This window comes from Streptosporangium nondiastaticum (assembly GCF_003011965.1).
Classification (GTDB): Bacteria; Actinomycetota; Actinomycetes; order Streptomycetales; family Streptomycetaceae; genus Streptomyces; species Streptomyces nondiastaticus.
In genome coordinates this window covers 1-19,529 of sequence record NZ_PXWG01000061.1, presented here as the reverse complement: position 1 = coordinate 19,529, position 19,529 = coordinate 1, and the positions used below count along the sequence as shown (strand labels likewise).

Genomic DNA, 19,529 nt, shown 5'->3' with positions numbered 1-19,529 from the left:
GCCGGAGGGGGAGGTCGCATGGCCGCCAAGTGGAAGGTGCGGGGGCCGCGCGACGCCGTGCGGCTCGGGGGGCTGCCGTTCGCGGCGGCGGCGCTCACCGGCACCGTCGCGCTCTACATCGCGCTCGTCGCCTTCGGCAACATCACCGACTTCGGGACGAACCAGGAGTTCGTCCGGCACGTCCTGGCGATGGACACGACGTTCCGGGACGACGACCTGATGTGGCGGGCCGTCACGGACCGCACGCTGCAGGACATCGCCTACCTCGCGATCATCGTCTGGGAGACGCTGGCCGCGGTCGTGCTCGTGGCCGCGACGGTCCTGTGGGTGCGCGGCCTCACGAGCCGCGGCACGGGCTTCCGGCGCGCGCGGCGGCTCAGCACGCTCGGGCTGGTGATGGTCCTGCTGCTGTTCGGCGCGGGGTTCATCGCGATCGGCGGCGAGTGGTTCGCGATGTGGCAGTCCCAGAAGTGGAACGGCCTGCAGGCCGCCGGGCGGAACTTCCTGCTGGCGGGGTTCGTGCTCGTGCTGATCCACCTGCCGTCCCCGCAGTGGCATTCCCCCGAGGGCTGACCTACGCCCCCTCGGAGAACACCACGAGCGACCGCCCGCCCCGCCCCGCGAGCATCGCCTCGAAGGCACCCGCGATGCCGTCGAGCCCGATCCGCGCCGTGACCAGGGCGGACAGGTCGAAGCGGCCCGCGCGCACGTGCTCGGCGATCACGGGCAGGTCCTTCGCCGGGTCGCTGTTGCCGTAGACGCAGCCCGAGAGCGTGCGCCCGAAGTGGAAGAGCTCCAGCGCGGAGAACGTCACCTGCTGGTCCAGGCCGCCGATGCCGACGACAGTGGTCCTGCCGCCCTTGCGCGTCGACGACCAGGCCGTGCGGATCGCGTCCGCCCGCCCCGCGCACTCGATGGCGACGTCCGCGCCCCAGCCGCCGGTGAGTTTGCGGACGGCCTTGGCCGTGTCCGCTCCCGCGACGACGAACTCGGTGGCGCCGGCGGCGCGGGCCAGCTCCTCCTTCTCCGGGGAGACGTCGACGGCCACGATGGTGCCCGCGCCGGCGATCCGCGCGGACTGCAGGGTGGCGAGCCCGACGCCGCCGACGCCGTAGACCGCGACGGACTCGCCCGCGCGCACCTTCGCGGAGTGGTGGACCGCGCCGTATCCGGTGAGCACGGCGCAGCCCAGCAGGGCCGCCTCGACCGGCGGTATCCCCCCGGGCAGCGGAATGGCCGCATCGGCCCGGACGACGGTCTCCTCGGCGAACACGGCCGTGCCGAGGCCCGGGTAGAGCGCGCTGCCGTCGGCGGCCAGGGTCGCGTAGGGGACGGCGGAGGCCGCGGCGGCGCCCGCGCACAGCCAGGGCTCGCCGAGCCCGCAGAAGTGGCAGCCGCCGCAGGAGGGCGCCCAGTTGAGGACGACCAGGTCGCCCGGCGCCACGTGCGTCACCCCCTCGCCGGCCGCGGTGACCCGGCCCGCGCCCTCGTGCCCGAGGACGGCGGGCACGGGCTGGCGCAGCGTCCCGTTGGACAGGGAGAGGTCGGAGTGGCACACCCCGGCGGCGGCGAGGCGGATCCGCACCTGCCCGGGGCCGGGCGCGGGCAGGTCGATCTCGGCCATCTGCAGCGGAGCGCCCACGGCGGGCAGTACGGCGGCGCGGACCATGCCATTCCTCTCGACAGTGACGGCAGGGGGAGCGAGGACCGGGCGTCAGAACTGGAGGGACTTGGTCTGCAGGTACTCCCCCAGCCCGTGGACGCCCAGCTCGCGCCCGACGCCCGACTCCTTGTAGCCGCCGAAGGGCGCCAGGATGTTGAACCCGCCGCCGTTGATCTCCACCTGGCCGGCGTCCAGGCGGCGCGCGAAGGCGGCGGCCTCGTCCTTGTCGGCCGCCCAGACCGCGGCGGCGAGGCCGTAGACCGTGCCGTTGGCGATCCGGGCGGCCTCGTCCTCGTCCTCGTACTTGATGAAGGAGAGCACGGGGCCGAAGATCTCCTCCTGGGCGATGGTCATCTCGGGCGTGACGTCGGCGAAGACGGTGGGGGTGACGTAGTAGCCCTTGTCGTGGCCCTCGGGGGGCGTCGCGCCGCCGGCGACGAGGCGCGCGCCCTCCTCGATTCCCTTGTCGATGTAGCCGCGCACGCGCGCGTGCTGCTTGGCGTTGACGAGCGGGCCGACCCGGACCCCGTCCTGCGTCGGGTCGCCGGGCGCGAAGTCCGCGAGCGCGGCGGCGGCGAGGGCGACGGCCTCCTCGTACACGTCGGCGTGGACGAGCGTGCGGGTGAGGGCGTTGCAGGACTGGCCGGTGTTGCGGCACACGTCGGCGACGTTCGCGGCGACGGCCTCGGCCAGGTCGGCGCCGGGCAGGATGACGTTGGCGGACTTGCCGCCCAGCTCCAGGGCGACGCGCTTGACGGCCGCGCCGGCCACCGCGCCGATCCGCTTGCCCACGGCCGTGGAGCCGGTGAAGGAGACGAGGTCGACGCCGGGGTGCTCGGCGAGCGCCTGGCCGGCCACCGGCCCGAGCCCGGTGACGAGGTTGAAGACGCCCGCGGGGATCCCGGCCGCGTCCACGCACTCGGCGAAGAGCTGCGCGGTCAGCGGGGTGTCCTCGGCGGGCTTGAGGACGACCGTGCAGCCCGCGGCCAGCGCCGGGGCGACCTTGGACACGACCTGGTGGAGCGGGTAGTTCCAGGGCGTGATCGCGGCGACGACGCCCACGGGCTCGTGGAGGACGGTCGAACTGCCGATCCGCTCCTCGAAGGGATGGCTCGCGGCGAGCTCGGCGTACGAACCGGCCACGGCGATCGGCAGGCCGGTGTGGACCCGCTGCGCGAAGCCCTTGGGCGAGCCGAGCTCGGCCGTGACCGTGGCGGCGAGCTCGTCCTGGCGGGCGGCCATCGCGTCGCGCAGGGCGGCGATGTGCTTCCCGCGCTCCGCGGGCGGCGTGGCCGCCCAGCCGGGCAGGGCCGCGCGGGCCGCCCGGACGGCCGCGTCGACGTCCCGGGCGTCGCCGGCCGGGACGGTGCCGATGACCTGCTCGTCGGCCGGGTTCACCACCTCGATCGTCCCCGCGCCCACGGCGGGTCGCCAGGCTCCGTCGATGTACATGCCGTCGTGCGGGTTCACGGGTCGTCTCCTCGCGGAAGCGGAACGGGACCGGAAAGCGCCCACGCTAGCGCCGGGCGCACCGCCCGTACCAGAGTGCGCTCCCCGCGGCGGTGTGGCCGTCGTCTCAATGCCGGGAGCCGCCGGTCACGTAAGGTCTGAGCTGTGCCGCAGATTACGTACACGATCCAGGAACTGACCGTAGGCCAGCTGTCCGCGCGCAGCGGCGCGGCCGTCTCGGCGCTGCACTTCTACGAGACCAAGGGCCTGATCAGCAGCCGCCGCACCTCCGGCAACCAGCGCCGCTACGACCGTGACGCCCTGCGCCGCGTCGCCTTCATCCGCGCCGCGCAGCGGGTGGGCATCCCGCTGGCCACGATCCGGGAGGCGCTCTCGGAGCTGCCCGACGAGCGCACCCCGAACCGGGAGGACTGGGCCCGGCTGTCCGAGACGTGGCGCGGCGAGCTGGAGCAGCGCATCAAGCAGCTGACCCGGCTGCGGGACCACCTGGACGACTGCATCGGCTGCGGCTGCCTCTCGCTGGAGACCTGCGCGCTGTCCAACCCCGACGACCGCAACGGCCTGCGGGGAGCGGGCTCGCGCCTGCTGGTCGAGCGCTGAGGAACGCCGCTCCCCGGGGCTGCTGCGGGCCGCTCACCACAGGGCGGGCCGCCGCCCGGCCCACGGCCGGGCCTCCTCCAGCTGGGCGGAGAGCGAGATGAGGCCGGCCTCGTCGCCGTAGCGGCCGCCGAGCATGATCCCGACGGGCAGGCCCTCGGGCGTCCAGTGCAGCGGCACGCTCACGGCGGGCCGGCCGGTCGCGTTGTAGAGCGGGCAGAACGGCGTGAAGCCGGCCACGTCCGCGAACTCCCGCTCCGGGTCGTCGTCGTTGCGCAGCCCGCCGACGGGCAGCGGGAGCCGGGCGAGGGTGGGCGACAGGAGCACGTCGTAGCCGGTGCCGGGCGCCTGCAGGACGTCGTCGACGAGCTGGGCGATCCCGCGCATCCGCTGGAGGGCCCCGGCGAACTCCGTGGCGGTGACGCGGGCGCCGCGCTCGCGCAGGTGGCGGGTGAGGGGCAGCAGGAGCCGCTCGCCGCCGGGCGGCACGGGAATGACCGTCGACAGCACGTCCCAGACGGTGGTGAAGGCCCGGGCCAGGGACTCGTCGCCCGGGAGCGTCAGTTCCTCCACGTCGTGGCCGAGGTCCCGCAGCAGGTCCGCCGTCTCCTCAGCGGCGCGCCGGCACTCGGGGTGCACCTCCACCCCGGGGACGGGCGCCTCCGTGATGTGGCCGATGCGCAGCCGGCCCGGGGCGCGCCGCGCGTGCTCGGCGAAGGTCTCGCCGGGCGGGAGCGAGGGCGCGGCGTACGGGTCGCCGGGCATCGGCCCCGCGAGGGCGTCGAGGAGCGCGGCGGCGTCCGCGACCGTGCGGGCCAGGGGCCCGTGCGTCAGCAGGCCGGTCACGTCGTGCAGGAGCGGGCCGGGGCTCACCCGGCCGCGGCTGGGCTTGATGCCGAACAGGCCGCACGCGGACGCCGGGATGCGGATGGAGCCGCCCCCGTCGCTGCCGTGCGCGAGCGGCGCGAGGCCCGCGGCGACCGCGGCCGCGGCCCCGCCGCTCGACCCGCCGGCCGAACGGCCGAGGTCCCAGGGGGTGCGGGCGGGCGGCACGAGGGCGTTCTCGGTGTGCGAGGACAGGCCGAACTCGGGCGTGCTGGTCTTTCCCAGCAGGACCGTGCCCGCCTCCCGCAGCCGCGTCACGAGGTGGTCGTCCGTCGTGGCGACGTTGCCGGCGTACGCGGCCGAGCCCATCGTGCAGCGCACGCCGGCGACCTGGCTGAGATCCTTGACCGGCACGGGCACGCCGTGCAGCGGCGGCAGCGCGCGGCCCTCGCGCCGGGCGGCCGAGGCCGCGCTCTCGGCGTCGGCCGCCTGCTTGCGCGCCGTCTCGGGGGTGACGGTGACGAACGCCCCTACGGTGGCGTCCAGCCGCCCGATGCGCTCCAGGTAGTGCTCGGTCAGCTCGACGGGCGACACCTCTCCCGCCCGCACCGCCGCCCCCTGCTCCAACGCGGTCAGATCGTGCAACTGCGCCATGCCGTCCGCCTCTTCTCGCACACCGGTGGGCCGTGCCGCATCCTCGCACCACCGGCGGACGGCGGACACCCCCCTTCCGGCCTCCCGGCCGTTCCCTCCCTGCGACCGCGGCCGGGCTCACACCGCCGCGTAACGGTCTTCCAGCACCCGGCGGCGGGCCGCGGCCAGCGCCCCCGGGGTGAGTACGGGCGCGGGGACCACGATGCCGCAGTCCGCGCAGACGGGGCCCTGCGCGGGGCAGCGGTCGAGGTCGGGGCGCCACTCCAGGCGGTCCTGCGAGCAGACGGGGCAGACGTCCCCGGGGTCGGCCTCCATGGCGGCGATGACCCGGCGCAGCACGTCGGAGAGCCGGGCGGCCGGGTAGACGTCGGGGCTCACGCAGGGCACGATGTCGCAGCCGCCCCAGGTGTTGCGGTGCCACGCGTCGACGGCGGCGGGCTGCCGGATGCCGTCGTGCTTCTCACGCTTGCGGCGGTCGGCGAAGGACGCCTCGTAGGCGAGCCAGACCGCGCGGGCCTCCTCCAGCTCGGTCAGCGCGACGACCAGCCGGGCCGGGTCGGGGGCCCGGTCGGCCGGGGCGATCCCGGCCAGGTCGCACAGGTGGTGCCAGGTCGCCCGGTGCCCGTACGGGGCGAAGCGCTCGAGGCACTTGCGCAGGGAGGTCCGCCGCAAGGCGATGGTGTTCCGTGGATTGCGCACCTCTCGTGCGAGTGCTCTGAAACCTGCCACTGCATCCCACCTCCGACAGCGCGGACTCGGATCGACATGGAAGGGACGTAACTCATCGCCATTCGGATCCCTCGGCCGCGGTGCGCGGCCGACTCCGCTCTGCTACCCCGAAGTCGCGCCGGGATGTGGAACCCGGTTCATTCGGCTCGGTTCAACCGCCTCGGTTCATTCGCCTCGGTTCGTTCGGCCCGGCTCACCGGGCCCGGTCGGCCCGGCCCGGCTCAGGGGCACGGTTCACGGCCCGGCGGGGAGGACGCGGCCGGCGTGGAGGATGACGCGGGCCAGCTCCTCGTGGCAGATGTCGCTGTGGGCGCCCGACGGGGGCCCGCCGCGGGCGACGACCGATGAGGCGTCGACGCTCACGCACCCCTCGGCGGGCAGGGCGCCGCGCAGCGCCTCGTCCAGGGCGATCCTGGCGCAGGGGTCGACGGCCCGGATGCCGTCGTGGCCGACGGCGCCCCACCGGCCGTCGCCGAGACCGAGGAGCTCGTCGTCCTCGCGGGACACCATGGACGCGAGGGGATAGAGGGTGCCCAGCGCGGAGTCGTGGCTCGAGTGGCAGGCCACCAGCGGCCCGCGGATCCGCCGGTACAGCCCGTCGAGCGCCCCGCCGCGGCCGGTGTCGAACGGCAGGCTGGACGAGAAGGCGTAGTGCGAGAAGGCGCCCTGGAGGAGGGTCACGCTGCCCAGGGCGGTGCCGCCGTCGGGCAGTCCGCGCAGCGCGAAGGACACGAGGCGGGCGCCGAAGCTGTGCCCGGCCAGGTGGACGCGCAGCCCGGTGGCGGACTCGGCGAGCAGGGCGAGCGCGGGCCCGAGGCCCTTCTCGCCGACGATGCCCGCGCGCCGCTTCATCGTGTAGTACGACATCTGCCGGAGCACTTCGAGGGCGCCGCCCCACAGCCGTTTCAGGCCTCCGCCGAGGAAGGCGGGCGGCAGGGCGCCCATGCGGTCCAGGGCGCCGGCGAAGCTCTCGCACACGCGCAGGGCGTCGCCCGTGAGCAGGTAGGAGGCGTCGTCCTCACCGGCGTCCGCGGCCGCGAGCCCCTGCGGCGGGGCGGGGGCGAGGCCGCGGACGAGGGAGACGAACTCCTCCAGGCGCGCGGGGTCCTCGGGCTGCTCCGCGGCCAGCTCCGCGAGCCGGTCCAGCACGGCCCGCTCGCACGGCAGGATCCTGATCAGGGCCTCGCGGGTGGCGGCGTCGAGGACGGGCGGGGCGGGCGGCGCCTCGGGGACCGCCGACGGGAAGTCGGGGACGGCCTCGCCCGGGAAGCGCATCGACGGCCAGATCACGCCCGCGTACCCCAGGCGCACGCCGGGCGCGCGGGCGACCAGGCCCGGGAAGGGCGCGTAGAAGCGGGAGTAGAGGGCCGTGGCCATCGGCCTGTCGTTGTTCCACCCGTGCGCGAACACCACGAGGTCGGTGAGGCCCTCGCTCACGGCACCGCGGATCAGGGCGTCGCGCTCGCCGGTGTCGGCGTCCCCGTCGGCGTCGAACGTCAGCTCCCAGTACGGTTCCGCACTCATGCCGGACATGGCATTCCCCCTCGAGCAGCCCGATGCCGGCGCATCGTCCCGCTGCCGAGGGGGACTGTCCAGACTCCCGTCACGCGCTTCACGCGTCCGTGTCCTGGAACCGTGCGTACCGCGGATCAGGGCATCGTCAGGGGGCCAGGAGTTCGGCCGCCCGGATGCCGTGGACGTGGATGAGGAGGTCGTACGAGCGGCCGAGCGCGGTCATGTACGCGGGCTCCGGGTAGGCGGTGCCGATGTTGCGGGTCGGCCGGGCGGTGGACAGCCAGTCCTTCGCGGCGCGGGGCGCGTTGCGCATGTCCAGCAGCCAGGCCCGGCGGTGGGCGACCTGGTCGAGGGTGTGCTCGTTGCTGCCGGGTTCCGCGGGGCCGAGGGTGACGGGCTTGGTGCGTCCCTCGTCGTCGAGGGTGTTGAAGGAGCCCTCGGAGAAGGTGAGCCGGACGTTGACGTACGCGGCGCCGAGGCGGTCGCGCAGGAACGCGCCCTGCATCTTCGGGTACTGGGCCGGGTCGTCGCTCACGTAGGAGACGTGGGCGTTGTGCGCGGACAGGAGGATCTTCTGCCCGGTGTGCCGCTGCCACCAGACGGTGTTCTCCGCCATGACCCGGTCGCGGTAGCGCATGCAGTCGGCGACGGACTTCGGGTCGCCGAGGTCGTAGGCGTACATGCCGGCGACCTGGGCGACGGCGCGCGCGTCCTGCACCGCGCGGTCGAAGGCGCGGCGGTCGTCGCGGGGGTGCTGCCCGGCCAGCAGGGCGAGGGCCTCCCGGGCGCGGCCGGCGTCGGCGCGGCGCTCGGCGAGGGGCTTCTTCAGCAGCGCCTGCATGGTGTCCCGCACACTGGTGCCGGGCTCGGGGCGCTGCCCGCGGTAGAGCCCGGCGAGGCGGGGCAGGATCGCGGGGTGGTGCGCGCGGGCGTATCCGGTCACCCGGTCGAACAGCTCCGGTCCGGCGTAGGCGGCGTCGTTGCCCACGAACTGCACCTTGCGCGCGTGATGGGCGTTGTAGTCGCGCATCCACGTGAACAGGTCGAGGTACTCGCGGGTGTTCCAGAGGCGGTACGCGTCCTGGAACTCCTCCCGCATGATCTGCCGCAGGTCGCCCTTGCCGTGCAGCACGTAGTCGTTGATGCGCAGGCCCGCGCTCCAGTTGGCTTCCAGGGCGAAGGCCGTGAAGCCCTTCTCCTCCACGAGGTAGCGGAAGATGCGGTGCTTGTTGGTGAAGAACTCGTGCGAGCTGTGCGTGGCCTCCCCGACGCCGACCACCGTGGCGTCGCCGACCATGGCGCCGAGGGGGCGCAGGTCCGCGACGCCGCCGCCCGGCTCGGTGGTGCGCAGGGGGTGGGCCGCGGCGGCGAGGGCCGCCACGGGGCCGGCGGTGCGAGCCCGCGCCTGCTGCACGAGGGCGGGCGTCCAGGAGAGGACGCACAGGATCAGGGTGAGCAGCAGAGCGGCGGGCAGGCCGGTGCGCCGGCGGCGGCGCTGGGGGGTCATCGGGGTCGCTCCTCGGGTCGCTGGGCCGTTCGTGGTGGCTCGTTCCACGATTCCCGGCGCGCCGTTCCGGCACCATCCGATGCGCCCCCGGGGGCGGGGTGGGGACAGCCCCCGGGGGCCGTGGCGGTCAGCCGTAGAGCAGGTGCTCCTCGCGCAGGGCCCGGAACTCCTCCAGCCCGGGCTGCCAGGCGGCCACGATGTCGTCCACGGGGGCGCCCGCGTCGGTCATGGTGCGTACGGACGCGGTCCCCGCGAGCCGGTCGATCCACCGGTCGGGGCGCCATGCGAAGCCCGGCCACACCTGCCGGGCCGTCACGAGCAGCGCGATGCCCGTCCGTACGTGCTGGAAGGCCCGGGGGTCGTGGACGTGGAGGTGCACGCCGCCGATGGTGCGCCCCTGGAACTTGGAGAAGGCGGGCACCGCGTACGCCTCCCGGAAGCGCACGCCGGGCAGGTCCAGGGCGTTCAGGGCGTCGGCCCAGCGGTGGTCGATGCCTTCGGCGCCCACGAGTTCGAACGGGAGGGTGGTGCCGCGGCCCTCGGAGAGGTTCGTGCCCTCCAGCAGGCAGGTGCCCGGGTAGGCGAGGGCGGTGCCGGGCGTGGGCATGTTGGGGCTGGGCGGGACCCACGGCAGCCCGGTGTCGCCGAAGAGGTCGCCGCGCCGCCAGCCGCTCATGGGCACGGTGTCCAGCCGTGCGGGCCGCCCGGCCGCCGCCGGCACGTGCGCGGCGTTGAACAGCAGGGCCAGCTCGGCCACGGTCATGCCGTGCGCCTGCGCGATCGGCTCGCGGCCCACGCCGGAAGCCAGGGAGCGCTCCAGGACCGGGCCGTGCGCGCCGCGGCCCGTGAGGGGGGCCGGCCGGTCCAGGACCACGGTCCGCAGGCCCGCGAGCGCCGTGGCGATCAGGCAGTCGTACAGCGTCCACACGTACGTGTAGAAGCGCGCTCCCACGTCCTGGATGTCGAACACGACGGTGTCCACGCCGGCGCGGCGGAACAGGGCGGCGAGCTCGCGGCCGCGCTTGCCGTGGATGTCGTGGACCGGGAGGCCGGTGGCGGGGTCCGTGCGCGTGGGCTCCGAGCCGCCGGCCTGTGCCGTGCCGCGGAAGCCGTGCTCGGGGCCGAAGACCGCGCGGAGGTCGACGCGCCGGTCGGCGTGCAGGACGTCCACGACGTGCCGGAGGCCGGCGGTGACGCCCGTGGGGTTGGTGACGACGCCGACGCGGTCCCCGGCGAGCAGGGCGTAGCCGCTCTCCGCCAGCCGGTCGAAGCCGGTGCGGACGCGCGGGGCGGCCGCGGCCCGCGCCGGTGCGGCGGCCGGGCCGGCGAGGGCGCCAGCGGCCGCCGTGCCCAGCACCTGGCGCCTCGTCACGCGCCGTGCGTTCGGGGGGCGTCCCCCGGAAGAGTGCCGCATGGTCATGCACGCTAACGCTCCGGCGGCCCGGCCGGGAGAATGTCGGAGGGCGTGCCTCCGGGCGCGTTCCCGGCCTCTTCCCCCGGCACATACCGACTGGTTAGTCTGCGCGGTGCAGCCGAGCCGAGGGAGACCGAGCGTGGGCATCGTGCGGGACGCGGGAGTCGTCGTCACCGGAGCGGGAGGCGGCATCGGGGCCGCGCTGGCCCGCCGGTTCGCGGCCGAAGGGGCGCGGGTCGCGGTCAACGACCTCGACGCCGCCAAGGCCGAGGCGGTCGCGGCGGAGATCGGCGCGACGGCCGTGCCCGGCGACGCCTCCGGCATCGTGCCGGCCGCCCGCGAGGCGCTCGGCGGCCGCATCGACGTCTACTGCGCCAACGCCGGGGTCGCCCCGGCGGGCGGCCCGGAGGCCGAGGAGGATCTCTGGGAGACCGCCTGGGACGTCAACGTCATGGCCCACGTGCGCGCGGCGCGCCAGTTGCTGCCCGAGTGGCTCGACCGCGGCAGCGGCCGGTTCGTGTCCACGGTCTCCGCGGCCGGGCTGCTCACGATGCTCGGCTCGGCCCCGTACAGCGTTTCCAAGCACGCGGCCCTCGCCTTCGCCGAGTGGCTCTCGCTCACCTACCGCCACTGCGGCGTCGACGTGCACGCCATCTGCCCGCAGGGCGTGCGGACGGACATGCTGCGCGGCACGGGCCCGGCCGGGGACCTGATCCTCGTGCCCACCGCGATCGAGCCCGCGCAGGTGGCGGACGCCCTCTTCGAGGGGATGGCCGCGGGCCGCTTCCTGATCCTGCCGCACCCGGAGGTCGCGGACTACTACGCGGCCCGCGCGACCGACCCCGACCGCTGGCTGCGCGGCATGAACCACCTCCAGCGCAAGCTGGAAGAGGGGCTGTGAGCGATGCGGCCGCCGGGCGGCGGAGCGTGAGCGGGGCGCGGTGCGCCGCGCCGGAGGGCGAGCCCGTGCCGCAGCGGCTGCTCGCCGCCGCCACCCGGCTCTTCGCCGAGCGGGGCTACGACCGCACGTCGGTGCAGGAGATCGTGGAGGCGGCGGGCGTCACGAAGGGCGCCCTCTACCACTACTTCGGCTCGAAGGACGACCTGCTGCACGAGGTCTACGGGCGCGTGCTGCGGCTGCAGCAGGAGCGCCTGGACGCGTTCGCGGGCTCGCGGGCGCCCGTCGAGACGCGGCTGCGCGAGGCCGCGGCCGACGTCGTGGTCACCACCATCGAGAACCTCGACGACACGACGATCTTCTTCCGCTCCATGCACCACCTGGGGCCGGAGAAGCTCGCGCAGGTCCGGGCGGAGCGGCGCCGCTACCACGAGCGCTTCCGGGCCCTGGTCGAGGAGGGCCAGCGCAGCGGCGTGTTCACCGCGGCCACCCCCGCGGACCTGGTGGTCGACTACCACTTCGGCTCGGTCCACCACCTGGGCGCCTGGTACCGCGCGGAGGGCAGGCTGAGCGCGCAGCAGGTGGCGGGTCACCTGGCCGATCTGCTGATGCGGGCGCTGCGGCCGTAGCGGGCGCGGCCAGGGACGGCGGCGGCGCGGGGCCGCCGCCCGAGCGCCCCGGACCACCGGCCGGAACCGGTGGCCGGGGCCCCTCCACGACTTCCTAAGCGCCCGCTCACCCCGGGGTATGGTGTTCGTTCCGCGGGCGCAGGGCCCGGGGCGGACCGGGAGAGCGGGGCGTGGGATGGGTGCGGAGGGGCAGCAGAGCGGGCAGTGGGCCGATGTCACGCCCGATGCCGCGCGGCGGCTGGTGACCGCCGCCGTCGAGGCCTTCGCCGAGCGCGGCTACCACGCCACCACCACCCGCGACATCGCGGGCCGCGCCGGCATGAGCCCCGCCGCGCTCTACATCCACTACAAGACGAAGGAAGAGCTGCTCTACCGCATCAGCATCGTCGGCCACCGGCTCGCCCTGGACATCCTGCGCCGGGCGCGGGACTCCGCGGGCAGCCCCGCCGACCGGCTCTCCGAGGCCGTGCGGTGCTTCGTCCGCTGGCACGCCGAGCACCACACGACGGCGCGCGTCGTGCAGTACGAGCTGGGGGCGCTCGCCGAGGAGCACTACGCGGAGATCGTCGCGCTGCGCCGGGACACCGACGCCGCCGTCCGCGCCATCGTGGAGGACGGCGTGGCGGCGGGCGAGTTCGACACCCCGGACGTCCCGGGGACGACGCTGGCCGTGCTGTCCCTGTGCATCGACGTGGCCCGCTGGTTCAACGCGGAGGGCAAGCGCACGCCGGACGAGGTGGGCGAGCTGTACGCGGACCTGGCGCTGCGCATGGTGGGGTACGCGAAGAAGTAGGGGCCCGTTTCGCGGGCTGATCCATTGACGCGCCCCGCCGGGAATCCTACGGTCTCCCATAGGAATCCACCGGCGCTGGGAGCACGCGATGAGCGGTACGGGCAACGAGCAGGCGCGGAAGACCGCCGAGGGGCTCGCCTACTCGGCCGGTTTCGGCAACGAGCACAGCAGCGAGGCCGTTCCGGGGGCGCTGCCCGAGGGGCGCAACTCCCCGCAGCGGGCTCCGCTCGGGCTGTACGCGGAGCAGCTGAGCGGCACGGCCTTCACCGAGCCCCGGCACAGCAACCGCCGGTCCTGGCTCTACCGCATCCGGCCCTCCGCCGCGCACCCGCAGTTCACCCGCACCGGCAACGGCCACCTGGCGAGCGCGCCGTTCACCGACGCCGTGCCCGACCCCAACCGGCTGCGCTGGAACCCGCTGCCCGAGCCGCCCGCGGGCACGGACTTCCTCGCCGGCCTGTGGACGCTCGGCGGCAACGGCGACGTCACCCAGCGCACCGGCATGGCCGTCCACCTCTACGCCGCGAACGCCTCCATGACCGACCGGGTGTTCAGCGACTCCGACGGCGAGCTGCTGATCGTGCCCGAGAGCGGCGGGCTGCTGCTGCGCACGGAGTTCGGGCTGCTGCGCGCCGAGCCGGGGCACGTGGCGCTGATCCCGCGCGGGGTGCGCTTCCGCGTCGAGCTCCTCGGCCCCACCGCCCGCGGCTACGTGTGCGAGAACTACGGTCAGCCCTTCGTCCTGCCCGAGCTGGGGCCGATCGGCGCGAACGGGCTGGCGAACGCGCGGGACTTCCTCGCGCCGGTCGCGGCGTACGAGGACACCGAAGGGCCGGTGGAGGTGGTCAACAAGTTCTGCGGCAACCTCTGGACGGCGACGTACGACCACTCCCCGCTGGACGTGGTCGCCTGGCACGGCAACCTCGTCCCGTACGTCTATGACCTGCGCCGCTTCAACGTCATCGGCTCGATCAGCTACGACCACCCGGACCCGTCGGTCTTCACGGTGCTCACCTCGCCGTCGGACACCCCGGGCCTGGCGGGCGTCGACTTCGTCGTCTTCGCGCCGCGCTGGCTCGTGGGCGAGGACACCTTCCGGCCGCCGTACTTCCACCGGAACGTGATGAGCGAGTACATGGGCCTGATCGAGGGCGCGTACGACGCGAAGACCGCCGGTGAGGGAGGCTTCGTGCCGGGCGGCGGGTCGCTGCACAACATGATGTCGGCGCACGGGCCCGACCGGGAGACGTTCGAGCGGGCGAGCGCGGCCGAGCTGAAGCCGCAGAAGGTGGACGACGGACTGGCCTTCATGTTCGAGACGCGCTGGCCGGTGACGCTCACCCCGCACGCGGCCGGGGCCGACCACCTGCAGACGGGCTACGACGGCGTGTGGCAGGGTCTGCAGCGCCACTTCCGTCGCTGACGCCCACGGAGCTCCCCGTGACCACCTTCGCCCCCGACTCCCTCGCGCTCAACCGCAAGCTGCCGCTCTGGTACCAGGTGTCGCAGTCGCTGCGGGCCTCGATACTCGGGCGCTGCCCGGACGACCCGCTGCGCCTGCCCACCGAGGACGCCCTCGCCGAGCACTACGGCGTGAGCGTCCTGACCATGCGGCAGGCGCTGAAGGAGCTGGAGGAGGAAGGGCTGATCAGCCGGCACCGGCGGCGCGGCACCTTCATCGAGCCGAGCGCCCGGCGCGGCTCCCCCGTGCGGCTGCTCGGCTCGGTGGACGCGATCGTGGCGCAGCAGTCCGGCGAGCGGACGACCGTGCTGGACCACGGTCCCGCCCCCGTCCCGGCGGAGCTGGCCGGCCACTTCCCCGGCCTGCCGGAGACGGTCGTCTTCCGGCGGCTGCGCCGCGACGGGGAGTCGGGCGAGCCGACGAACTGGGCGGAGAACCTGGTGCACCCGGAGGTCGCCGCGCGCATCGACGTGGCGGACCTGGCCCGCTGGCCGATGACGAAGGTGCTGCGGGACTCCGTGGGCGTCCGGATCAGCCGGATCACGGACACGGTCGAGGCCCGGCTCGCCGACCCGGAGACGGCGCGGCTGCTGCAGGTGCCGCTGCTGAGCCCGATCCTGCACTACACGGGCGTGACGTACGACACGTCGGGCCGGGCCGTGGACGTGGCCCGGATCCGCTACCGCGGCGACCGGTTCTCCTTCACCGTCACGCTGGAGACGGAGGAGCGGACGGACCCGGCGGCGGACTGACACGCTCCGGGTCGAAGCCGTCGAGCAGCCGGCCGAGGGCGCGCGCGAAGTGCGCGTCGAGGTCCACGGCGGCGAAGCCCGCGCCGAGGACGGCGGCCAGGCGCGGGTGGTCGCCGCGCGAGAGCTCGCGCGCCAGCAGGGCCATGCGGGCGGCGTGTTCCTGGCCGGGCGGGAAGGGCGAGGTGCGGGCCCGCTCGGCCTCGGAGAGCTCGTTGACCACATAGGTGGAGACGACGCCGTTGACCATCGAGATGAGCTCCATCTTGGTGCCCCCGGGGACGTCGAGGGGCTCCAGCACCCACAGGAAGTGCTCCAGGTACCGCAGGGCGTTCGGGCTGAAGCCGTGGGCGGGCGACATCAGCCGCGGCAGCCAGGGGTGGCGGTGCATCAGGGCGCGGGTCTGCGCCGCGAGGGCGAGGGTGTCCGCCCGCCAGTCGCCCGACGGCTCCGCGGAGAGGTCGTACTCGGCGCTGACGGCGTCGACCATCAGCTCGTACAGGTCCTCCTTGCGCGGGACGTAGTTGTAGAGCGACATCGTGCCGCAGCCGATCTCGGCCGCCACGCGGCGCATCGAGACGCCGCCGGGCCCCTCCGCGTCCGCGACGCGCACCGCCGCCGCCGCGATCTCCGCGCGGGTGTGCGCGGGGCGCGGGCCGCGCGCGGCGCGTTCGGGCCGGGCCCAGATCACCTCGGGGCGGGCCGTACGGCCGCTGGCTGCCATGGATCATCACCTCGCCCACCATCCTAGTTACGTACAGCGTACGTAGTGGGGTAGGGTCGCGGCCATGACTACGTACGCTGTACTTAGTGAGGGGCTGGAGAAGCGCTTCGGCACCGTGCACGCGCTGCGCGGGCTCGACCTCGCCGTGCCCGAGGGCACCGTCTGCGGGCTCCTCGGGCGCAACGGCGCGGGCAAGACCACCGCCGTCCGCCTCCTGACCACCCTCATCGCCCCCGACGCGGGAACGGCGCGGGTCGCCGGGCACGACGTGCGCCGCGCGCCCCGGGACGTGCGCCGCGCGATCGGCGTCACCGGGCAGTCGACCTCCGTCGACGCCGACCTGACGGGCCGCGAGAACCTGCGGCTCTTCGCCCGCCTGCACCGGCTCGGCCGCGCCACGGCCCGCGCCCGCGCCGACGTCCTCCTCGACCACTTCGGCCTCGGGGACGCCGCGGACCGCCCGGCCCGCACCTACTCCGGCGGCATGCGCCGCCGCCTCGACCTCGCCGCGAGCGTGCTCACCAAGCCCCGCGTGCTCTTCCTGGACGAGCCGACGACCGGCCTCGACCCGGCGAGCCGCGGCGCCATCTGGGACGCCGTCCGCGAGCTGACCGAGCACGGCACCACCGTGCTCCTCACCACGCAATACCTGGAGGAGGCCGATCAGTTGGCCGACGAGGTCGTGCTCGTCGACGACGGGCGGGCGGCCGTGCGGGGCACCCCCGCGCAGCTCAAGGCCCGGCTCGGCGCCCACGCCGAAGTGGTCGTCGCGGAGGAGTCCGCCCTCGCGGGCGCGGCGGCCGTCCTGGCCCGGCTCACGGGCGGCCGCCCGGCCCTCGACCCCGCACGGCGCTCGGCCGCCGCGGTCACCACCGACCCGGAGCTGACGCTCCCTCACCTCGTGCGCGAGCTCGACGCGTCGGGCGTCCCCGTCGTCGACGCCGCCCTGCGGCAGCCCACGCTGGACGAGGTCTTCCTGCACCTGACCGCCGGCGACGGCGCCCGCACCGAGGCCGGGGAGGCCGCCGCATGACCACGCTCGCCCTGTCCGACACCCGGGCCGTGCTCGGCCGCCACCTGCAGCGGATGCGCCGCGTGCCCGGACTGCTCGTCATCACCCTGACCATGCCGGTCACGATGCTGCTCTTCTTCGGCTACGTCTTCGGCAGCGCAGTGGCGCTGGAGGGGGGCGCGAACTACCGGGCGTACCTCGTGCCGGGGCTGTTCGCGGTGACCGCCGTCAACGGCGTGATGACGGCGATGCTGGCGTCCGCGCAGGACCTCCAGCGCGGCGTCATGGACCGCTTCCGCACCCTGCCCATGAGCCGCTTCGCCCTTCCGGCCGGGCAGACGGCGGCCGACGTGGTGCTCGCGGCGCTCGGGCTCGTACCGCTCGTGCTCTGCGGGCTGGCCGTCGGCTGGCGGATCGAGGGCGGTGCGGCCGGCGCCGCGGGCGCCTTCGCGCTGCTGCTGCTCTTCCGGCTGGTCACGGCCTGGGTCGGCCACTACCTGGGCCTGGTCATCGGCAACGAGGAGAGCGCGGGCCAGCTGGCCAGCGCGACCTTCATGCTGCCGCTGCTGTCGAACGCCTACGTGCCGACCGAGGGCATGCCCGGCTGGCTGCGCACGGTGGCCGAGTGGAACCCGATCAGCGCGCTCACCACCGCCTGCCGGGAGCTCTTCGGCAACGGCCGGCCCGCCGCGGACGCGTCATGGCCGGTCGCCCACCCCGTCCTCGCGGCGACCGGCTGGGCGGTGCTGCTGCTCGCGGTCTTCGTACCGCTCACGGTCGGGCGGTACGCACGCGGCACGGCCTGAGCACGGCATGCCGGAGAAGAGGGCCGGACATGCCTCGGCGCCGTGCGGCCGCGCCCTGGGGAGAGGGTGGAGGGCCGACGGCGTCGACGGTGGGGCGCTTGCGCTCGGGGCCGGGGTTCAGTCGTGGTTGCCGAACAGGGAGCGGCGCAGCCGTCTGAGCGGCGCGAGGAGGGAGACCTTGGCGGTCCGGCTCTGCTTGGCGCGCGCGTGATCACGTGTGGTCAGCTCGCGCATCAGCAGGGTCGCCCCCTCGACTTCGCGCTGGGGCACGGCAGGCCCGCCCAGCACCGCGAGATGGCGGTCGAGGCGCGCGCTGGACGCGCCGCTGTTGCAGCTGATGGCAGGCACCCGTGGCCTGCCGCGCATTGCTATCTGATCCATTGAGACTCCCCACCCGAACGAGGCACCCGGCTCAGGCAGGGTAACCCTACCGCCCTCTTCCGTCACCCGCGCATCGGCGGGGCGGATTCACCACTCCGTCAAGGGCGTTGACAGGGCTGGCGTGAACCTGCCGTCACTGTGGGCGAGTTAGCGGGTCAAGGATATGCAGAAGAGGGGGCAATCACGCTCCGTTGCGGTAGATTCACCCCGAATCGCTCTCTTGCTGGAGGGGGCCCGTCGATGAGCGGGATGTCCGGGGGCGGTCCGGAGGGGGCAGCGGTGCCGCCGGGCCGGGTGGTGGCGGGCCGGTACCGGCTGCTGGAACAGCTGGGCCGGGGCGGCATGGGAGTGGTGTGGCGCGCGCGGGACGAGGTCCTCGACCGCGAGGTGGCCGTCAAGGAGGTGCGGGCCCCCGCGGGCCTGCTCGACCACGAGATCCGGCAGCTGTACGTACGGCTGGAACGCGAGGCCAGGGCCGCTGCGCGGATCGCGCACCCCCACGTCGTCACCGTCTTCGACGTGGCCTCCGACGAGGGCCGGCCGTGGATCGTGATGGAGCTGGTGCGCGGCCTCTCCCTGGCCGACGCCCTGCAGGCGGAGGGCCCGCTGCCCCCGGCGCACGCGGCGCACATCGGCGCCGGGGTGCTCGCCGCGCTCCGGGGAGCGCACGCGGCGGGCGTGCTGCACCGCGACGTGAAACCGGGCAATGTCCTCCTCGCCAACGACGGGCGTGTCGTGCTCACCGACTTCGGCATCGCGACGGTCGAGGGGAGCTCGGCGCTGACCCGCACCGGGGAACTGGTGGGCTCCCCCGAGTTCCTCGCCCCCGAGCGGGCGCTCGGGCATCCGCCGGGCCCCGCCTCCGACCTCTGGTCGCTGGGCGTGACGCTGTACGCGACGGTGGAGGGCGTCTCCCCCTTCCGCCAGGACACCCCGCTCTCCACCATGCGGGCCGTGGTGGACCAGCAGCTCCCCGCGCCGGTCCGGGCGGGGGCGCTCGCGCCCGTCCTGGAAGGGCTGCTGCGCAAGGACCCCGCGCTGCGGCTCGGCGCCGCGGAAGCGGAGGACATGCTGCGGGTCGTGGCGCGGGGCGGGACGGTGTCCGGCGCGGGCGCGCCGCCCGGCCCCGCACGCATGGCCCGGCCCCTGACCCCGCTCCCCGAGCTCGACGCGGAAGCCGCCCGGGCCCTCGTCGAGACCGACGACGCCGTCCGCACCAGCGCCGAAGAACTCCACCTCGCCGCCGCCCAGTTGGGCGACGCCGCCGTCCGGCCCTTCGCCGAGGCCGTCGCCTACGCCCGGAGCGAGCTCGCCGACGCCTTCCGGCTGCGCCAGGCCCTCGACGACGCGCCCTACGAGGACGAGGAGATCCGCCGCCGCACGCTCGACGAGATCTGCTCCCACTGCACCAGCGCCAACCGGCGCCTCGACGCCGAATCCGCCTCCTTCGACGTGCTGCGCGGCCTCAGGGACAACGCGGCGGGCATCCTGGCCCGGGCCGAGGCCGCCGCGGAAGACCTCGCCCCGCGCGTCACCACCGCCGAAGGCGCGCTGCACGTCCTCGCCGGGCACTGCACCGCGACCGCCCTCGCCGCCGTCGCCCGCCACCCCGCCGAGGCCCGCGACCGGCTCTCCTTCGCCACCGCCGCCCTCGCCGAGGCCCGCCGCGCCCTCGCCGCCGGGGACGGCGACGGCGCCGCG

The 19,529-nt window shown here is 74.9% G+C and carries 19 protein-coding genes; 10 read left to right on the top strand and 9 right to left on the bottom strand.

What is annotated here, in order from left to right:
* Positions 1–18 precede the first annotated feature (18 nt).
* Positions 19–573: a DUF2165 domain-containing protein gene (locus B7P34_RS21140; protein WP_106678715.1), complete on the top strand. Its 555-nt coding sequence runs from the start codon at positions 19–21 to the stop codon at positions 571–573.
* Between the two features lies 1 nt (position 574).
* On the opposite strand, the gene B7P34_RS21135 is transcribed toward B7P34_RS21140, so the two are convergent.
* Positions 575–1,669: a zinc-binding dehydrogenase gene (locus B7P34_RS21135; protein WP_106678713.1), complete on the bottom strand. Its 1,095-nt coding sequence runs from the start codon at positions 1,667–1,669 to the stop codon at positions 575–577.
* Between the two features lie 45 nt (positions 1,670–1,714).
* Complete coding sequence (locus B7P34_RS21130) at positions 1,715–3,115, bottom strand: aldehyde dehydrogenase family protein (protein ID WP_223268072.1); 1,401 nt, start codon at positions 3,113–3,115, stop codon at positions 1,715–1,717.
* A 162-nt stretch (positions 3,116–3,277) separates the two neighbouring features.
* On the opposite strand from B7P34_RS21130, the gene soxR reads away from it, so the two are divergent.
* The gene (gene soxR / locus B7P34_RS21125) at positions 3,278–3,733 is read left to right on the top strand and encodes a redox-sensitive transcriptional activator SoxR (RefSeq protein ID WP_106678709.1); all 456 of its coding nucleotides are present in this window, start codon (positions 3,278–3,280) and stop codon (positions 3,731–3,733) included.
* Between the two features lie 33 nt (positions 3,734–3,766).
* On the opposite strand, the gene B7P34_RS21120 is transcribed toward soxR, so the two are convergent.
* The 5 genes from B7P34_RS21120 to B7P34_RS21100 all read right to left on the bottom strand — a co-directional run bounded on the left by B7P34_RS21120 (position 3,767) and on the right by B7P34_RS21100 (position 10,332).
* Positions 3,767–5,209, bottom strand: coding sequence for an amidase (locus B7P34_RS21120; protein ID WP_106678707.1), 1,443 nt, complete (start codon positions 5,207–5,209; stop codon positions 3,767–3,769).
* Between the two features lie 117 nt (positions 5,210–5,326).
* Entirely contained in the window at positions 5,327–5,938 is a 612-nt protein-coding gene (locus tag B7P34_RS21115; RefSeq protein WP_106678705.1) for a hypothetical protein, read from the bottom strand.
* 234 nt (positions 5,939–6,172) lie between these two features.
* Complete coding sequence (locus tag B7P34_RS21110; protein WP_223268069.1) at positions 6,173–7,462, bottom strand: hypothetical protein; 1,290 nt, start codon at positions 7,460–7,462, stop codon at positions 6,173–6,175.
* A gap of 136 nt (positions 7,463–7,598) precedes the next feature.
* Positions 7,599–8,960, bottom strand: a complete 1,362-nt coding sequence (locus tag B7P34_RS21105) for an erythromycin esterase family protein (RefSeq protein ID WP_106678701.1) — start codon at positions 8,958–8,960, stop codon at positions 7,599–7,601.
* Positions 8,961–9,087: 127 nt separating this feature from the next.
* Complete coding sequence (locus B7P34_RS21100) at positions 9,088–10,332, bottom strand: exo-beta-N-acetylmuramidase NamZ family protein (protein WP_223268068.1); 1,245 nt, start codon at positions 10,330–10,332, stop codon at positions 9,088–9,090.
* A 181-nt stretch (positions 10,333–10,513) separates the two neighbouring features.
* Here B7P34_RS21100 and B7P34_RS21095 point away from each other — a divergent pair, with 181 nt between their 5' ends.
* The 5 genes from B7P34_RS21095 to B7P34_RS21075 all read left to right on the top strand — a co-directional run bounded on the left by B7P34_RS21095 (position 10,514) and on the right by B7P34_RS21075 (position 14,908).
* The gene (locus tag B7P34_RS21095; protein ID WP_106678699.1) at positions 10,514–11,275 is read left to right on the top strand and encodes an SDR family NAD(P)-dependent oxidoreductase; all 762 of its coding nucleotides are present in this window, start codon (positions 10,514–10,516) and stop codon (positions 11,273–11,275) included.
* A gap of 26 nt (positions 11,276–11,301) precedes the next feature.
* Complete coding sequence (locus B7P34_RS21090; protein ID WP_106678743.1) at positions 11,302–11,901, top strand: TetR/AcrR family transcriptional regulator; 600 nt, start codon at positions 11,302–11,304, stop codon at positions 11,899–11,901.
* 175 nt (positions 11,902–12,076) lie between these two features.
* Positions 12,077–12,694, top strand: coding sequence for a TetR/AcrR family transcriptional regulator (locus B7P34_RS21085; protein ID WP_106678697.1), 618 nt, complete (start codon positions 12,077–12,079; stop codon positions 12,692–12,694).
* A gap of 88 nt (positions 12,695–12,782) precedes the next feature.
* A complete protein-coding gene (gene hmgA, locus B7P34_RS21080) occupies positions 12,783–14,117 on the top strand; it encodes a homogentisate 1,2-dioxygenase (RefSeq protein ID WP_106678695.1) in 1,335 nt (444 codons plus the stop codon).
* A 17-nt stretch (positions 14,118–14,134) separates the two neighbouring features.
* On the top strand, positions 14,135–14,908 hold the full coding sequence (locus B7P34_RS21075; RefSeq protein ID WP_106678693.1) for a GntR family transcriptional regulator: 774 nt from the start codon (positions 14,135–14,137) through the stop codon (positions 14,906–14,908).
* Here B7P34_RS21075 and B7P34_RS21070 read toward each other — a convergent pair.
* Entirely contained in the window at positions 14,865–15,629 is a 765-nt protein-coding gene (locus B7P34_RS21070; RefSeq protein WP_106678691.1) for a TetR/AcrR family transcriptional regulator, read from the bottom strand. The two genes, B7P34_RS21075 and B7P34_RS21070, sit on opposite strands and share 44 nt — an antisense overlap.
* A gap of 64 nt (positions 15,630–15,693) precedes the next feature.
* Here B7P34_RS21070 and B7P34_RS21065 point away from each other — a divergent pair, with 64 nt between their 5' ends.
* Both B7P34_RS21065 and B7P34_RS21060 read left to right on the top strand, forming a co-directional pair.
* Positions 15,694–16,662: an ATP-binding cassette domain-containing protein gene (locus tag B7P34_RS21065; RefSeq protein WP_106678689.1), complete on the top strand. Its 969-nt coding sequence runs from the start codon at positions 15,694–15,696 to the stop codon at positions 16,660–16,662.
* Positions 16,659–17,447 carry an ABC transporter permease gene (locus B7P34_RS21060; protein WP_106678687.1) on the top strand — a complete coding sequence of 263 codons (789 nt, stop codon included), beginning with the start codon at positions 16,659–16,661 and terminating at the stop codon, positions 17,445–17,447. The genes B7P34_RS21065 and B7P34_RS21060 overlap by 4 nt, the downstream gene beginning before the upstream one ends.
* Positions 17,448–17,564: 117 nt before the next feature.
* Here the strand turns inward: B7P34_RS21060 and B7P34_RS21055 are convergent, their stop codons facing one another.
* Positions 17,565–17,828, bottom strand: coding sequence for a hypothetical protein (locus B7P34_RS21055; RefSeq protein ID WP_043189731.1), 264 nt, complete (start codon positions 17,826–17,828; stop codon positions 17,565–17,567).
* A 240-nt stretch (positions 17,829–18,068) separates the two neighbouring features.
* Here B7P34_RS21055 and B7P34_RS21050 point away from each other — a divergent pair.
* A partial coding sequence (locus tag B7P34_RS21050; protein ID WP_223268067.1) for a serine/threonine-protein kinase occupies positions 18,069–19,529 on the top strand: 1,461 nt, incomplete at its 3' end.

Coding starts and splice junctions, on each gene's coding strand:
- B7P34_RS21140 (WP_106678715.1), top strand. CDS start 19: ATGGCCGCCAAGTGGAAGGTGCGGGGGCCGCGCGACGCCGTGCGGCTC.
- B7P34_RS21135 (WP_106678713.1), bottom strand. CDS start 1,669: ATGGTCCGCGCCGCCGTACTGCCCGCCGTGGGCGCTCCGCTGCAGATG.
- B7P34_RS21130 (WP_223268072.1), bottom strand. CDS start 3,115: ATGTACATCGACGGAGCCTGGCGACCCGCCGTGGGCGCGGGGACGATC.
- B7P34_RS21120 (WP_106678707.1), bottom strand. CDS start 5,209: ATGGCGCAGTTGCACGATCTGACCGCGTTGGAGCAGGGGGCGGCGGTG.
- B7P34_RS21110 (WP_223268069.1), bottom strand. CDS start 7,462: ATGAGTGCGGAACCGTACTGGGAGCTGACGTTCGACGCCGACGGGGAC.
- B7P34_RS21105 (WP_106678701.1), bottom strand. CDS start 8,960: ATGACCCCCCAGCGCCGCCGCCGGCGCACCGGCCTGCCCGCCGCTCTG.
- B7P34_RS21085 (WP_106678697.1), top strand. CDS start 12,077: ATGGGTGCGGAGGGGCAGCAGAGCGGGCAGTGGGCCGATGTCACGCCC.
- hmgA (WP_106678695.1), top strand. CDS start 12,783: ATGAGCGGTACGGGCAACGAGCAGGCGCGGAAGACCGCCGAGGGGCTC.
- B7P34_RS21070 (WP_106678691.1), bottom strand. CDS start 15,629: ATGGCAGCCAGCGGCCGTACGGCCCGCCCCGAGGTGATCTGGGCCCGG.
- B7P34_RS21065 (WP_106678689.1), top strand. CDS start 15,694: ATGACTACGTACGCTGTACTTAGTGAGGGGCTGGAGAAGCGCTTCGGC.
- B7P34_RS21060 (WP_106678687.1), top strand. CDS start 16,659: ATGACCACGCTCGCCCTGTCCGACACCCGGGCCGTGCTCGGCCGCCAC.
- B7P34_RS21055 (WP_043189731.1), bottom strand. CDS start 17,828: ATGGATCAGATAGCAATGCGCGGCAGGCCACGGGTGCCTGCCATCAGC.